The sequence below is a fragment of the Leucobacter triazinivorans genome, from assembly GCF_004208635.1.
In the GTDB taxonomy this organism is placed as follows: domain Bacteria; phylum Actinomycetota; class Actinomycetes; order Actinomycetales; family Microbacteriaceae; genus Leucobacter; species Leucobacter triazinivorans.
Window position 1 is genome coordinate 2,295,718 of the sequence record NZ_CP035806.1, and the last position, 14,965, is coordinate 2,310,682.

The following is a 14,965-nucleotide window of genomic DNA, read 5'->3' on the forward strand; positions in this document are numbered from 1 at the left end:
GCGTTCGCTGCGCTCTCTTCGCGCAGGGTGACGGGGCGGACGCCCTACGGCGCGAACGCCTCGGTGATGGGCCGCAGTTTGGAGACCGTCTCGCCGAGCTCGTGCTCGGGATCCGAGCCGGCCACGATCCCGCCGCCGGCGCTCGCGACGACGGCGCGCTCCCCGGTCCCGGGATCTGCCGGGCTCACCTGGGCGCAGCGCAGCGCGATGACCCACTCGCCGTCGCCCTCGGCGTCGATCCACCCGACCGCGCCGGAGTAGCGTCCGCGATCGAACGGCTCGAGCTCGTCGATCGCCGCCACGGCGGCCGAGGTCGGCGTTCCCGCCACAGCTGCGGTGGGGTGGAGCGCACCCACGAGCTCCAGCGCCGAGCTGCGCTCGCCGAGACTCGCGCCGAGGTCGGTGGCCAGGTGCCAGACATTGGGGAGCCGGAGGGTGAAGGGCTCCTCGCTCGTGTGCAGCTCGCGCACGTACGGGGAGAGCGCCGTCACAACGCTCTGCACTGCGAACGCGTGCTCGTGCTGCTCCTTGGCGCTCGTGAGCAGCTCGTCCCGGGCTCGCGCATCGCGCTTCGCATCCTCGGGGTGCCGTGCGCGCGTGCCGGCCAGCACCCGTGCGGAGACGGCTCCGCTCGTGGAGCGCACGAGCGTCTCGGGGCTCGCGCCGACGAGCCCGTCGACCGCGAAGGTCCAGCAGTCGAGATAGCGATCGGCGAGTCTGCGCAGCGGGATCCGGAGATCCGCGTCGCGCGGGATCGTGCCGCCGAGCTGACGGGCGAGCACGATCTTCTCCGCCTCGCCCTCGGAGATCCGCCTGCCGGCCTCGCGCACGCCGTCGAGGTAGGCCGCGACCGCGTCCGAGTGCGTCTCTCGGTCCGGTTCGTCCGCTGCGCCCGCCCGCGGGTCCGTCGGCGAGGCGCCGAACGCGGTGCCGGGCCACGACCCCTGCGGGCGCGCCTCGGGACGCAGCGGCGCGCTCGTCGCCGGCGCATCAGCGCACGAGACCTCGGTGATCCACCAGCTGGTCCGGTGCCGCGCGACGAGGATCCGGGGCACCACGAGCACGCTCTCCGCCGCGCTGCGATCCGCGAACGCGAACGCGCCGAGCGCCACGAGCCCGGTGCCCGGCAGGCGCACAGGATCGTCGATCACGGCGGCCTCGGCGATGCGCCGCCACTGCGCCGCGGCATCCCGGAAGCGGGTGGGCCCGGTGAACGTCAGCCGAAGGATCTCGCCGACACCGACGCACCCGCGGTCGTCCCGCAGCCAGAGCAGCGGGTGCTCGGGGTCGGCGAGCGACACGAGGTCGGGCGCTTCTGCGAGCGGTCTCGTGATCGCCCGCAGCCGGGGCACTCCGTGATCAGTGGTCACTCGATCCAATCTACCTCGCTCGCTCGAACGGTCACTGCACGCGGTGCGAGGAGACGCGGGATCCCGCCAGCTCCCCGCCAGTGCGGACGGGCTAGCATGGAGGGGTGACCCGAGCCGATACCGCGACCAAGCACGCCGCCGACGTCTCAGCGATGTTCGACGAGGTGTCCCCTCGCTACGACCTCATCAACGACGTGCTGACGGTGGGCAACGACCGTCTGTGGCGCATCGCCACGACGCGGGCGATCGCGCCCCGCAAGGGCATGCGGATCCTCGACCTCGCCGCGGGAACCGGCACGTCTTCGGCGGCGCTCACCGCGCAGGGCGCGCACGTCGTCGCGGCGGACTTCTCGAGGGGGATGCTCGAGGAGGGGCGCAGGCGGCACGCGGGCAACGACCTCATCGAGTTCGTGCAGGCCGACGCCACCGCGCTGCCCTTCGAGGACGACAGCTTCGACGCGGCTACGATCTCCTACGGGCTGCGCAACGTCGCCGATCCGCGCGCGGCGCTCGCGGAGATGCGCCGCGTGGTGAAACCGGGCGGACGCGTGGTGATCGCGGAGTTCTCCACGCCGCCCTCGGCGATCGTGCGCGGGCCGTACGCGTTCTACGGGCGCCACGTGCTGCCGCGCATCGCCGGGGTGATCAACCGCGACGCTGCCGAGGCCTACCGCTACCTCAACGAGTCGATCGAGGCGTGGCCGCAGCAGGCGGAGCTCGCCGCCTGGCTGCGGGAGGCCGGCTTCGAGCGGGTCGCCTACCGCAATCTCACCTTCGGCATCGTCGCACTGCACCGCGGGTTCGTCCCCCACCGGCCCGCGCCCGTCGAGTCTCCCGCGAAGCAGCCTGCGGCGAAGAAGGAGCCGGCTGCGGCGAAGAAGCCCGCGGCGGCGAACAAGCCCGCGGCGGCGAAGAAGCCCGCGGCGGCGAAGAAGCCCGCGGCGAAGAAGGAGCCGGCTGCGGCGAAGCAGCCCGCGGTCGCGAAGCAGCCCGCGGCGGCGAACAAGCCCGCGGCGGCGGCGCAGCCGGCAGCCGACCCGTCCGCCGGGTCGAAGCCGAAGCCGGCCGATCCTGCGCACACGAGCGGCGACGGGCGCCCCGAACCGAGTACCGGAGATACCCAGTGAGTCGACCAGACGTCTACGACACGGCGACGCAGGCGCTGCCCATGCGCCTCTTCCGCGGCGCGCAGGATCGCCGCCATGCGAAGCAGCTGCAGGAGCAGCTCGAGCTCATCGAGGCCGGCCTGCAGGAGCATCTCCGCTTCGCCTCCCCGATCGCCGATGCTCCCGCGCGGTATCTGATGCACGCGGGCGGCAAGCGCATCCGGCCCATGCTGACGCTGCTGACGAGCGAGCTCGGCGATGGTCCCGACGAACTGGTGCGTCGCGCCGCTCAGGCGGTCGAGCTGACGCACCTCGCGTCGCTCTACCACGACGACGTGATGGACGACGCGAAGCTGCGCCGCGGCGTCCCCGCCGCGCAGACGGTGTGGTCGAACTCGGTGGCGATCCTGGCCGGAGACCTGCTCTTCGCTCGCGCGTCGTCGCTGGTGTCGGGCATGGGCGAGGAGGCGATCCTGCTGCAGGCCCGTACATTCGAGCGCCTCTGCTTGGGCCAGCTGCACGAGACCGTCGGCCCGCAGGCGGGAGAGGACCCGATCGCCCACTACATCCAGGTGCTCGCCGACAAGACCGGTGCGCTCATCGCCACTGCGGCCCGCATGGGCGTGATGTTCGGCAACGGTCCCGCAGAGTACGCCGACCCGGTGACGGAGTACGGCGAGCGCATCGGCGTCGCCTTCCAGCTCATCGACGACGTGATCGACCTCTCTCCGAAGAAGGAGCAGACGGGCAAGCGCGCCGGCACCGACCTGCGGGCGGGCGTCGCGACGCTCCCCTACCTCCTGCTGCGGCAGCGTGCCTCCGAGTATTCCGCCGATGCCGAGCTGCTCGCCCGGATCGACGCCGGCGTCACGGCGATCGCCGAGGGGGCCGATCCCGCGCTGCTCGATCCCGAGGTGGAGGCGCTGCGCGCCCACGAGGTGACGCGCGAGACCGAGGCCACGGCGACGCGCTGGGCCGAGGAGGCGAAGCAGGCGCTCGGGGCGCTGCCGAGATCGTCCGTGCGGCGCGCGCTGGAGCGCATGGCCGACTCGATCGTCGCTAGAGAAGGCTAGCCTTCCGTCGGTCGGCACCCCATGTCATCCTGCGCGACCGGAGGGAGTCGCAGGATCTCACCGAGAACATTTGGATTCTGCGCCCGCGCGCAGAATGACGTCACAGAGGAGAGAGCAGAGCGATGAGCACGATGCGACTGGCGATCGTCGGAGCGGGTCCCGCGGGGATCTACGCGGCCGATCTGCTGCTGAAAGCCGAGCGGGACTTCGAGGTGGAGATCGACCTCTTCGAGCAGCTGCCGGCGCCCTACGGGCTGGTGCGCTACGGGGTCTCGCCCGATCACCCGCGCATCAAGGGCATCATCACGGCGCTGCGCGACGTGCTCGACAGCGGTGCGATCCGCTACTTCGGCAACGTGCGATACGGTCAGGATCTCACGCTCGACGACCTCAAGCGCCACTACCACGCGGTGATCTTCGCGACCGGTGCGATCCGCGACGCCTCGCTGCAGATCCCCGGCATCGACGCCGAGGGCTCGTACGGCGCGGCCGACTTCGTGAGCTGGTTCGACGGTCACCCCGACGTGCCGCGCACCTGGCCGCTCGAGGCCCGCGAGGTGGGCGTCGTGGGCAACGGCAACGTGGCGCTCGACATCTCGCGCATGCTCATCAAGCACGCTGACGACCTGCTGCCCACCGAGATTCCGCAGAACGTCTACGAGGGACTCAAGGACAACCCCATCGAGGATCTGCACCTCTTCGGCCGACGCGGCCCGAAGTACGTGAAGTTCACGCCGCTCGAGCTGCGGGAGCTGGGCGAGGTGCGCGACGTCGACATGGTGATCGACGAGCGCGACTTCGACCTGGAGGACGCGTACGCCGACGAGGTGCTCGCCAAGAACAAGCAGGTCGTCGTGATGACGCGCATCATGGACAAGTGGCGCGCCGAGCAGGGCGAGCGGGATGCCGGGCGGGTCGAGGCGGCGTCGCGCCGCCTGCACCTGCACTTCTGGTCGAAGCCGGTCGAGGTGGTCGTCGAGGACGGTCGCGTCGCCGGGCTCAAGGTCGAGCGCACGGCGCCCGATGGTCACGGCGGAGTCGTCGACACGGGCGAGTTCGAGGTCATCCCGATGCAGTCGCTCTATCGTGCGGTCGGGTACTTCGGCTCCCCCCTCGACGAGATTCCCTTCGACGAGGCGAAGGGCGTGATCCCGAACGTGCAGGGCCGGGTGCACGATCTCGAGGGATCCCGGATCCCCGGGGTCTACGCCACCGGATGGATCAAGCGGGGCCCGGTCGGGCTCATCGGCCACACGAAGTCGGACGCGATGGAGACCCTCGAGTGCCTGTTGGAGGATCGTGACAGTTGGTGGCGTCCCGAGGCGCCCGAGGCCGACGCGGTCCCCGAACTGCTGCACGAGCGCGAGGTGCCCTACACCACGATCGAGGGCTGGCGCCGGCTCGACGAGCATGAGCTCTCGCTGGGCGAGGAGGCCGGTCGCACGCGCATCAAGGTGGTGCCGCGCGACGAGATGACGCGCATCTCGCGCGGGGAGTAGCGCGCCCGGCCCGCGATCGGCTTGAGATCCCGATTCTTGTCGCATTCATGGCGGGATCGCGACGAAAATCGGGATCTCGGTGAGGTGACTGCCCGGGCCCTCCCCGGTCATCCTGCGCGGAGCGAGTGGTGGGTGTGCCGCTCCCCGGTCATCCTGCGCGGAGCGAGTGGTGCGTGTGCCGCTCCCCGGTCATCCTGCGCGGAGCGAGCTTGCGAGCGCAGTCGCAGGATCCATCGCCCCCGGGGGAGCGTGCGGGCGAGCCCTCCCGAAAGCACGCGCGCAATACCCGTTTCCTGTACTAGGATCCAACATGGACACCGTCCAAGCCCGCGGGGAAGCGGGCCGGTGCTCTGCCGAGGGGATCACCGTCCATGCCGCATCACCGCCACTCGCACTCGCACTCGCACTCGCACTCGCACTCGCACTCGCACCGCCACCCGCACCCGAGCCGCCGCGCCCGGGTCCGCCGCCCCGTCTCCGCGATCCTCGCGCTCTTCCTCGCAGCGGGAGCGCTGCTCGGGTTCGCAGCTCCCGCCTTCGCCGAGCCTCCGGTCCCGCCCACTCTCGCGATCATCGTGCCCGCGAGCGGCCAGAGCGTGGACTTCTCGGCGGAGTTGGAGCCGGGCAGCTCGATCGTCTCGGTGACCGGCCCGGGCGCCGTGGCGACCACGATCGTGCCGCCCGCCACCATCGTGTTCTCCTCGACGGCCGCGGCCTCCTATCCCTCCTACAGCTCCCAGGCCCAGCTCGTCTACACCGTCGAGCGCGGCGGGGAGGTCGGGATGGGGGACCTGAACGTCACCGTGGTGCACAGACCGTGGGTGCTCCCGAGCGGCTCGAATCAGGCGGTCGTCGCTCAGGGGCAGACCGTGCAGCTGGGAGTCGCCGCGCGGGGTCAGGGCTTCGACGCCTCGGGCGTCGCGACGAGCGGCGGCTACGCGGTGCGGGCGCCGGGGCCGCAGTTCGGCACCGCCTCCGTCGCGAGCGACGGCACCGTCAGCTTCACCGCCCCGGCGAACGCCGTGCCCGGCTCCGTCGCGACCTTCTCGATCACCGCGACCGATGCCTTCGGGCAGGTCGGTGAGCTCTACACGCCGCTCTCCGTGAGGATCGCGGGCACCGCCGAGGCTGACGTGTTCAGCGTCGATGTCCCCTTCGAGGGCGATCCGGCCGGCACGCGTGTCGAGATCGTCCCGGATCACGCGCGCGGCGCGAACCCGCGGGTGACGAGCGTCACCGCGAACGCGAGCAACGCCTCGGTGGTCTTCGACCAGACGGGCGCGACCTTCACCCCGCCTGCCGGGTACGCGTGGGGCGCGGCGCAGACCGCGTACATCTTCGCCGCGCCGTACACGGTCGACGACGACAACGGGGTGCCGGCGAACGCGCAGATCAACGTGCGCGTGCTGCGGCCGCCGCTGCTCTCCGTCGATCACCCGCAGCGGGCCGTTCCCATCGGCGGCACGGCCACCGCCACGGTGCGGGCGGACAACGATCTCGTGATCCCGGCGACGGGCGGATATCGCATCGTCCAGGCTCCGTCGACCGGAGTCGCGACGGTCGACGACCAGGGGATGGTCTCGTACACGGCGCCGGTCGACGCGATGCCCGGCGATGCCGCGACCGTGCGGATCGAGGTCACCGACACGGTCGGCCAGTCCCGCAGTGTCGACGTCGACTTCGTCGCCTACGTCGGGGCGCACGCTCCCGATATCGACGGGGAGCGGGCGCACTCGCCGTTCGCGGTGAACCTGCTCGACGGGGCGGGCGGCGACGGGAAGCGGCTCGTCGACGTCACGCGCGTCTCGGGCGATGCGACGGTGGTCGCCGACCTCGCCACGGGCGCGGTCGAGGTGACGCCGAATGGCACCTGGCCCGCCGGCGAGGCGTCACACGACATCGAGATCGCCTACACGATCGAGGACGCCGAGGGCGCGACCGACACGGGCGCCGCCGTGTTCCGCGTGCTCGCGCCGCCCGTGTTCGCCGGCGACGATTTGCGGCTGCGGGTCGAGGCCGGCGACCGCCTGGAGTTCTCCGCCGCGGTGCTGGCCCCGGAGAATCTGCCGGCTGCCGGGGCCTATGCGGTGACGCTCCAGCCCCGGATGCTTGCGGGCGGTGCGGCGGACCGCGCCGGCGCCGCGTCGTGGTCGTCTGCCCTGTCGGTCGTCGCGCCCGTCGCGGTGGACGACAGCGGCATGGTCACGGTCGACACTGCGGGGCTGGCAGCGGGCGGCGTCTACGAGCTCGCGGTGCGCGTGGAGGATCGCGTGGGCCAGAGCGCAGTGCGCACGTTCGAGCTCGGCGTGGCGCCGCTCGCGGAGCGTCCGGCCGCGGATGGGGATGCCGTGCGCGCGAGCTCGCTCGTGCGCACCGGTGCCGAACCGCAGGGAGCGCTGGGCCTCGCGGCGGCACTGCTCGTCATCGCGGCGGCAGCGTTCGCGCTGCGCCGTCGCGCGCGCTGACGCAAACCCTATGGCTCGAGCGCTAGGAACATCTCGCGCCGCAGTGCGTCGACGTGCGCTCGGGTCACCGCTACGGCCGCGATCGGGTCGTGCGCTCTGAAGGCCGCGACGAGCGCGCGGTGCTCGTCGCGGCCTCCCTCCAGGCGCTCCTGCGGGTAGGGCACGAAGTACTTGATCAGCGCCTCGTAGCCGGAGAGGTAGCTCGGCACTTCGGGGAGGCCGCTCATCTCGGCGACGAGGTGGTGGAAGCGCGCGTCGGGCACGTGGTGCTCCATCCAGTCCGCGGCCCGCTGCGACTGGAGGATGAGGGCGTCGAGCTCGTCGCACTGCTCCGGGGTCGCGCGCAGTGCGGCCGCGTGCGCGATGGCGCTCTCCATGAGGCTGCGCTGGTCGATGAGACGGTGGATCGCCTGACCGTCGGCGCGGTAGGCGGAGACCGAGGCGTCGTGCAGCCGCGGGGGCGCATCTGCCACGAAGGTGCCGCCGCCCCGCCCCGGTCGGCGCACCAGCACGCCGTCGGCGACCAGGCTCTCGAGGGCGCGTCGCGCGGTGATCGCGCTGACCTCGAGGCCCGCGGCGATGAGCTCGGTGCGGGGGAGGCGGCTGCCCGGCGAGAGTAGTGCGTGCTCGATCGAGAGCAGGATCCGCGCGCGCACGGTCTCCACCGCGGACAGGCGCGTCACCTCCGCGGCGCCGGGTGCCGCGAAGAGGGCGCGTTCGACGTCGGCGGCTGGAATCGTGCGTCCGGCAACCATGACTTGAGTCTAGCGATTCGTCGACCTATACTGATCAAACTGATCATGTTCATAATGATCAGTTTTAGGTGAGGAGGGTCGCCGATGACCGCACGCGGCGTGATGGTCGGGCTCGCGCAGCGCGCCCCGCTGCCCATCGGAGACAGCCTGGAGCCGTTCCGCGCGGACGTGGCCGTGACTCTCGAGGAGCACCCGGAGATCGGCATGCTCGTCTACCCCGAGATGCACCTGCACGACGCCGGGCACCTCCCCGAGGCGGAGCGCGCGGACGCGCTCGAAGCGGCCGCCGTGCCGCTCGACGACCCCTTCGTCGCGGCCCTCGGCGAGATCGCGGCGGCCCACGGCATCTGGCTCGTGCCCGGCAGCATCGGCGAGCGCTCCGACGAGGGGTACTTCAACACCGAGCTGCTCTTCGACCCGCGCGGGGCGCTGCGCGCCCGCTACCGCAAGATGTTCCCGTGGCGCCCGTTCGAACCGCATCGGCCGGGCACCGAGTTCGTCGTGACCGAGCTCGCCGCCGAGTCGCCGCACCTCGCCGCCGAGTCGCCGCACCTCGGCGCCGTCGGCCTGTCCAACTGCTACGACGCCTGGTTCCCCGAGCACACGCGGCAGCTCGCGTGGCTCGGCGCAGACCTCGTCGTCAACGTGGTGAAGACCACCAGCCACGACCGCGAGCAGGAGCTGGTGCTCGCCCGTGCCAACGCGATCGTCAACCAGGTCTACGTGCTCAGCGTGAACTGCGCGGCGCCGACCGGCCGTGGCCGCAGCATCGCCGTCGACCCCGAGGGCTGGGTGCTCGGCGAGGCCGGGCTGGGCGAGGACACCCTCGTCGTGCACTACGACCCGGAGCGGGTCGCCCGGGTGCGCCGCACCGGCACCGGCGGCACCAACCGGCTCTGGGCGCAGTTCTCGCCCGATGACGAGCCCGTCCCGCTGCCGATGTACGGCGGGCGGATCGATCCCGCGCGCTGGGCGCCCCGCTCGCCGATAGGCCCCCCTGCGCCGCCCGCCTGACGCCGCGCCGCCGATCCCCGAGACCCCTATCGTGCCGACGCGATCCCGCGCCGGCCGCACCCCCCCCGATTGGAACAACGGAGTACCGATGTCACTCACCACCGCAGCCCCGCCGACCCTCAGCCGCACGCTGCGGCTGCCCTCGCTCGTCATCTTCGGGCTGGCCTACCTCACCCCGCTCATCGTGCTCGGGATCTTCGGCGTGATCGCCTCCGAGACCGGCGGCGCCAGCGCCAGCGCCTACCTCTTCGCCCTCATCGCGATGCTGTTCACGGCGAACAGCTACGGGCGCATGGCCGCGGCGTTCCCGGTCGCGGGATCGGCCTACACCTACGTGCGGCGCACGATCGACGGCCGGGTGGGCTTCCTCGTCGGCTGGGCGACCATGCTCGACTACCTGTTCCTGCCGATGGTGATCTGGCTGATCGGCGGCTCGTACCTGCAGGCGCAGTTCCCCGCGGTGCCGATGCCGGTCTGGATCCTCGGCTTCATCGTGATCACCACGGTGCTGAACGTGATCGGGATCAAGGTCGCCGACCGGGTGAACCTCGTGCTCATGAGCTTCCAGATCCTCGTGATCGCATTCTTCGTGCTGCTCGCGCTCGCCGACGTGGTGCGCACAGACGGAGCGGGAGCGCTCGTGAGCGCCGCGCCCTTCACCGGCATCGACTCGGGACTCACCGCGATCGCGGGAGGCGCGGCCATCGCGGCCTACTCCTTCCTCGGCTTCGACGCGGTGACCACGCTCACCGAGGAGACGATCGAGCCGCGCCGCACGGTGCCGAAGGCGATCATGCTCGTGGCGCTCATCGGCGGCGGCATCTTCGTCGTGGTCTCCTACGCGGTGCAGCTGGTGCACCCGGGCGGCGTATTCGAGAACTCCGACGCCGCGGCCTTCGAGATCGCGAACCGCATCGGCGGCGCGTTCTTCGGCGCCGTGTTCCTCGCGGCTCTGGTCATCGCGCAGTTCACGTCCGGGATCGCGGCCCAGGCGGCGGGCAGTCGCCTGCTCTACGCGATGGGGCGCGACGGCGTGCTGCCGCGGGCGTTCTTCGGACGGCTGAACCCGCGCTTCCGCACGCCGGTGCTGAGCATCCTCGCGATCGCCGCGGTGGGGCTCGTCGCGATCTTCATGGACGTGACCACCTCGACCTCGTTCATCAACTTCGGGGCGTTCCTCGCGTTCATCATGGTGAACCTCTCGGTGGTCGTCTACTGGGCGCGCGAGCGACGCGCGGGCCGCGCGCACAACGCGCTGCTGTACGTCGTCTTCCCGGTGATCGGCATGCTCGTCATCGCCTACCTGCTGACGCAGCTCGACATCCACGCGATCACGCTCGGCTCGATCTGGCTGGGCGTGGGCGTCGTGATTCTGGCGATCGCGACCCGGGGCTTCCGTCGCCAGCCGCCCGAGCTGGCCGTCGACGAGGCCGAGTAAGGGTCGCGCGCGCACCACGCTGAGATCCCGATTCTTGTCGTATGTCCATCTCGAGGTCGACAAGAATCGGGATCTCGCGGCCTCGTCAGCCTGCGCGCAGCACGACGACCTACCCGCTCCGCAGCTGCAGCCAGGCTGCCAGCAGGGTGTCGGGATCGAGCAGCGCGACCCCGTAGTGCTCCTCCGCCCGCTTGAGGCGGTAGCGCACGGTGTTCTCGTGGATCCCGAGCTCGCGCGCTGTGCGCGAGACGTTGCCGAAGCAGCCGCACCAGGTCGCCAGGGTCTCGGCGACGGCGGGGTCCTCCGCGGTCATGCGCGCGAGCTCGGGAGCACGCAGCACCGGCTCTTCCGCGAAGAGCGCGGTCGTGCGCTCGAACACGAGCGCCGGGCGCAGCGCCGCCACGGTGAGCAGGCGCTCGGCGCCGCTCGGGGGCCCCTGCCCGGCGTACCGGACGTCGAAGAGGCGGTCCGAGAGCGCGCGCAGCGCGGCCACGTCGACCGGTCGGTGGGCGACGCCCGGCAGCGCGACGCGCACGCCCGGCCCGACGAGCCGGTCGAGCACCGGGAGCAGCGGCTCGACCAGGTCGCTCGCCGAGCGCGACGACTCCTGCTCGATCAGCGCGTAGACCAGCCCGCCGCGCACCGCGGTGACCGTCTCGGGGCGGTGCAGCGCGAGGTGGCGGTGCACCGTGGAGCGCAACTGGGTCGGCACGAGCGACGGCCCGCCGCGCTCGGGCGAGAACGCGAGGAGCGCGGCGCCCCGCTCCTCCGAGAGCCCGAGCTCGGCGAACTCCGATCCCACGACATCGTGCCCGTCGAGCAGCGTGCGCAAACGGTCCTCCCGCGGCTGCTGCGTCGCCCGCCGCACCCGCAGATCGTCGAGCATGTACGAGGCCGCGAGGGCCGAGGCCGCCCGCATCCGCTGGTCCTGCTCCGGCGTGAGCGGACCGGCGCCCGACGCGTCGATCGCCCAGATGCTGCCGAGGGGCAGGGTGCCTGCGTGGATCGCGAACGCCACCCGCGGCTCCTCGTCTTCGAGTCGCGGATACTTGGTCGGCGACTCCGAGCGCAGGACGGTGCGGTACTGGTCGTCGTTGAAGGGGGAATCGGGCACCCGCCGCGTGAGGATCCCCTGCGTGCGGAGGCGGTCGATCAGCTGACCCGGCACCGACGAGTAGGCGATGATCCTGCGCCCGAGATCCTCGATGGCCACCGAACCGCCGAAGAACTCCGCCAGCTCGTTGGTGAGCGCGAAGAGCGGCTCCGAGCCGCGATCCCGGTGCGTGTCCTCGCTGAGGCGGCGCTCGCCGAGCAGCTGCGCCAACATGGCGTCGAAGAGATGCCAGGTCACGCGCTCGCTCACGCGCAGCAGGGGGATCCCCGCGGTCGCCGCGAGCGTCGAGAGGCGCTCGACGTCGTGCTCGTGGCACTTCACCGCGATCCCCGCGTACCCGATCAGCGACGCGCGCTCGGCGAGCCGCGCGAACTCGGCCTCGTGCAGCTGCGCGGCCGAGGGGGCGAGGAGCAGCGTCCCCGGTTGCTCGGGGAGCTCCTCGAGGGCCTCGTGGAACTCGGTCGCCCGCACGGCGCGGGTGTCGGCGGGGCCGAGCAGGCTCGCGGTCTGCGGCCCGAGTTCCTCGAGCAGCTCGTCGAGCGGCAGGCCCAGATCCTCGGGAGTTGGAGAAAACGCCCTAATCATGACGCAAATATATCCGAAAAGCACAAAACCTGCTGCTGCGAACCCGCATATCGTAGTCACGCACCGACGAGATGGAGGATTCCCGTGGCCCAGCAGCACCCCCTTGATCACCCCGCACCCGCGGGCACCCGGCTCGGCGAACTGTGGAGCGTGCTGCCCGAGCAGGCCTCACGCATCGAGGGTCCCGCCGGCGGCGAGCTGGCCATCGGCGGCGTGGGCGTCACCGCGCTCGCCGAGCAGTACGGCACCCCCCTGCACATCATGGACGAGGACGGGCTGCGTCGGCAGATCCGCCGCTTCATCGACGGCCTGCGCGAGCGGTGGCCGAACTCCGAGGTGCTGTTCGCCTCGAAGTCGCTGCCGGCCGTCGGCATGTACCGCATCGCGCAGGAGGAGGGCCTCGCGGTCGACATCGCCGGCGGCGGCGAACTCGTTCTCGCGCTCGCCGCGGGCGTAGCGCCCGAGCGCCTGCACTTCCACGGCAACGCGAAGACCGACGACGAGCTGCGCATGGCCCTCGACGCGGGCATCGGCACGATCATCGTCGACAACGAAGACGAGCTGGATCGCCTCGAGCGGCTGCTCGAGCGGCCGCAGAAGCTCCTGCTGCGCGTGATCCCCGGCGTCGAGGCCGAGACGCACGCCTCGCAGGCGACGGGCGGCGACAAGTCGAAGTTCGGGCTGCCGATGGATCAGGCGGGGCGCGCCATCGCCCGCATGCAGGCCCACCCGCTCATGGAGTTCGAGGGGGTGCACCTGCACATCGGTTCGCAGATCCTCAACACCCGCCAGTTCGCGCAGGCCGTCGAGAACATCTCGACCGTCGGCACCTTCCCCGTCTACGACGTGGGCGGCGGGCTGGGCGTCCAGTACACCTACGACGAGCCCGCCCCGTCGGTCGACGAGTATCTCGACGCGATCGTGGCGGCGGCCCGTGAGCACCTTCCCGCCGATGCGAAGCTGATGATCGAGCCGGGGCGCTCCGTCGTGGCGCGCGCGGGGGTCACCCTCTACCGTGTGGTGTCGGTCAAGCGCACCGGCGACGTGTTCGTGGCCATCGACGGCGGCCTCGCCGACCAGATGGACATCGCGCTCACCGCTCAGCGCTACGAGGCGCTGCTCGCCGACCGCATCGACGAGCCCTGGACGGAGAGCGTGCAGCTCGTAGGGCGCCAGTGCGAATCGGGGGACCTCTTCATCGACGGCGCGCCGCTGCCCGAGGCCCGGGTCGGCGACCTCGTGGTCATGCCCGCGACCGGCGCCTACGCCTACACCCTCTCGAACAACTACAACGGCGCGCTCAAGCCCGCGATCGTGTTCGTGCGCGACGGAGCATCGCGCCTCGTGACGCGGCGCGAGACCTACGACGATCTGCTCGCCACCCACGCGCCGGCGATCGAGTCCTCGCCCACCGCCTCACAGACCGGCGCTTGAGATTCGGGGGCACGAAATCAGGAGAGAGCGTCCTCCCGAATCGCGATCGCCTGCGTGATGGAGCGTCGGATCCCGCAGTGCGGGCTCCGGACTGCACAGCCCCACCTCACCCCACCCACCCCACCCCACCCACCCCCATCCTCCAACGACGAAGGAGCACCATGAAGAAGACACCGCTCACCCTGCTCGCCTCCGCGGCAGCGCTCGCCCTCCTGCTCACCGGCTGCCAGAGCGCGGGCGGCGACGATACGGCATCCGCCGCAGGGGAGGCCGGCGGAGCGAATCTGCCGGTCGGCGACGAGATCGCCACGACCGTCGATCCCGCGCTCACCGAACTGCTGCCGGCCGAGATCGTGGAGAAGGGGCGCATCGATATCGCCGTCGACATCCCGTTCCCGCCGATGGCGATGTACGACGATGCCAACCGCGAGATCGGCTTCGATCCCGAGCTGGGGCGACTCCTCGGGCAGAAGCTCGGCATCGACGTGTCGCTCAACAAGCAGGCGTTCGACTCCGTGATCCCGTCGCTGCAGGCGGGCAAGAACGACATCATCATGAGCGGTATGAACGATACCCCCGAGCGCCAGGAGACGCTGAGCTTCGTCAACTACACCCACGGCGGCTTCGCCATCGCGGTGCAGCAGGGCAATGAGGCGGGGATCGAGACTCAGCGCGACCTCTGCGGCCTGACGGTGTCGGTGCAGAAGGCCACGGTGCAGGGCGACCTGCTGCGCGCGATGGACTGCGGCGTGAACGTGATGGAGCTGCCGTCGGATCTCGACGCGCAGACGGCGCTGCGCGCGGGCAAGAGCCAGGCCTACGTCGCCGACGCCGTCGTCACCGAGTACGTCGTCGCCACCACCGACGACGGCAACGCCTTCGAGATCGTGCGCGATCCGGAGAATCCCGCCGGCTTCGAGCCGGTGTACAGCGGAATCGGAGTGCTCAAGGACCAGACGGAGCTCGTCGAGGCGATCCGCTCGGCGCTCCAGGCGCTCATCGACGAGGGCACCTACCAGGAGGTGCTCGAGCGCAACAGCATCGGCGCCTACGCGGTCGACTCGGCGATGGTGAACCAGGGGGCGTCGGCATCGTGACCGAGCGCACCGCCG

11 protein-coding genes are annotated in these 14,965 nt (G+C 71.3%); 8 read left to right on the top strand and 3 right to left on the bottom strand.

Translation table 11 applies throughout. The features are described 5' to 3' along the window. Window positions 1–44: 44 nt before the first annotated feature. Window positions 45–1,370 (bottom strand): isochorismate synthase, encoded by a 1,326-nt coding sequence (locus EVS81_RS10405; RefSeq protein WP_130110330.1) that lies wholly within the window; start codon window positions 1,368–1,370, stop codon window positions 45–47. Window positions 1,371–1,474: 104 nt separating this feature from the next. Here EVS81_RS10405 and ubiE point away from each other — a divergent pair, with 104 nt between their 5' ends. The 4 genes from ubiE to EVS81_RS15925 all read left to right on the top strand — a co-directional run bounded on the left by ubiE (window position 1,475) and on the right by EVS81_RS15925 (window position 7,513). Beyond that, the gene (ubiE, locus tag EVS81_RS10410; protein ID WP_130110331.1) at window positions 1,475–2,497 is read left to right on the top strand and encodes a bifunctional demethylmenaquinone methyltransferase/2-methoxy-6-polyprenyl-1,4-benzoquinol methylase UbiE; all 1,023 of its coding nucleotides are present in this window, start codon (window positions 1,475–1,477) and stop codon (window positions 2,495–2,497) included. A gap of 41 nt (window positions 2,498–2,538) precedes the next feature. Further along, the gene (locus tag EVS81_RS10415) at window positions 2,539–3,549 is read left to right on the top strand and encodes a polyprenyl synthetase family protein (RefSeq protein ID WP_130111401.1); all 1,011 of its coding nucleotides are present in this window, start codon (window positions 2,539–2,541) and stop codon (window positions 3,547–3,549) included. Window positions 3,550–3,671: 122 nt separating this feature from the next. Next, the gene (locus EVS81_RS10420; protein ID WP_130110332.1) at window positions 3,672–5,048 is read left to right on the top strand and encodes an FAD-dependent oxidoreductase; all 1,377 of its coding nucleotides are present in this window, start codon (window positions 3,672–3,674) and stop codon (window positions 5,046–5,048) included. A gap of 371 nt (window positions 5,049–5,419) precedes the next feature. Continuing rightward, entirely contained in the window at window positions 5,420–7,513 is a 2,094-nt protein-coding gene (locus tag EVS81_RS15925; protein ID WP_205879321.1) for an Ig-like domain-containing protein, read from the top strand. Between the two features lie 8 nt (window positions 7,514–7,521). Here EVS81_RS15925 and EVS81_RS10430 read toward each other — a convergent pair whose 3' ends face one another. Next, window positions 7,522–8,268, bottom strand: coding sequence for a FadR/GntR family transcriptional regulator (locus EVS81_RS10430; RefSeq protein ID WP_130110333.1), 747 nt, complete (start codon window positions 8,266–8,268; stop codon window positions 7,522–7,524). Between the two features lie 84 nt (window positions 8,269–8,352). Between EVS81_RS10430 and EVS81_RS10435 the strand changes: the two genes are divergently transcribed. Together EVS81_RS10435 and EVS81_RS10440 are read left to right on the top strand one after the other, a co-directional pair. Next, window positions 8,353–9,282, top strand: a complete 930-nt coding sequence (locus EVS81_RS10435; RefSeq protein ID WP_130110334.1) for a carbon-nitrogen hydrolase family protein — start codon at window positions 8,353–8,355, stop codon at window positions 9,280–9,282. Between the two features lie 88 nt (window positions 9,283–9,370). Further along, entirely contained in the window at window positions 9,371–10,720 is a 1,350-nt protein-coding gene (locus EVS81_RS10440) for an APC family permease (RefSeq protein ID WP_130110335.1), read from the top strand. A gap of 109 nt (window positions 10,721–10,829) precedes the next feature. Here the strand turns inward: EVS81_RS10440 and EVS81_RS10445 are convergent, their stop codons facing one another. After that, on the bottom strand, window positions 10,830–12,419 hold the full coding sequence (locus EVS81_RS10445; RefSeq protein WP_130110336.1) for a PucR family transcriptional regulator: 1,590 nt from the start codon (window positions 12,417–12,419) through the stop codon (window positions 10,830–10,832). Between the two features lie 84 nt (window positions 12,420–12,503). Between EVS81_RS10445 and lysA the strand changes: the two genes are divergently transcribed. Together lysA and EVS81_RS10455 are read left to right on the top strand one after the other, a co-directional pair. Continuing rightward, window positions 12,504–13,853: a diaminopimelate decarboxylase gene (gene lysA / locus EVS81_RS10450; protein ID WP_130110337.1), complete on the top strand. Its 1,350-nt coding sequence runs from the start codon at window positions 12,504–12,506 to the stop codon at window positions 13,851–13,853. Between the two features lie 161 nt (window positions 13,854–14,014). Next, complete coding sequence (locus EVS81_RS10455) at window positions 14,015–14,950, top strand: ABC transporter substrate-binding protein (RefSeq protein WP_130110338.1); 936 nt, start codon at window positions 14,015–14,017, stop codon at window positions 14,948–14,950. Window positions 14,951–14,965 lie beyond the last annotated feature (15 nt).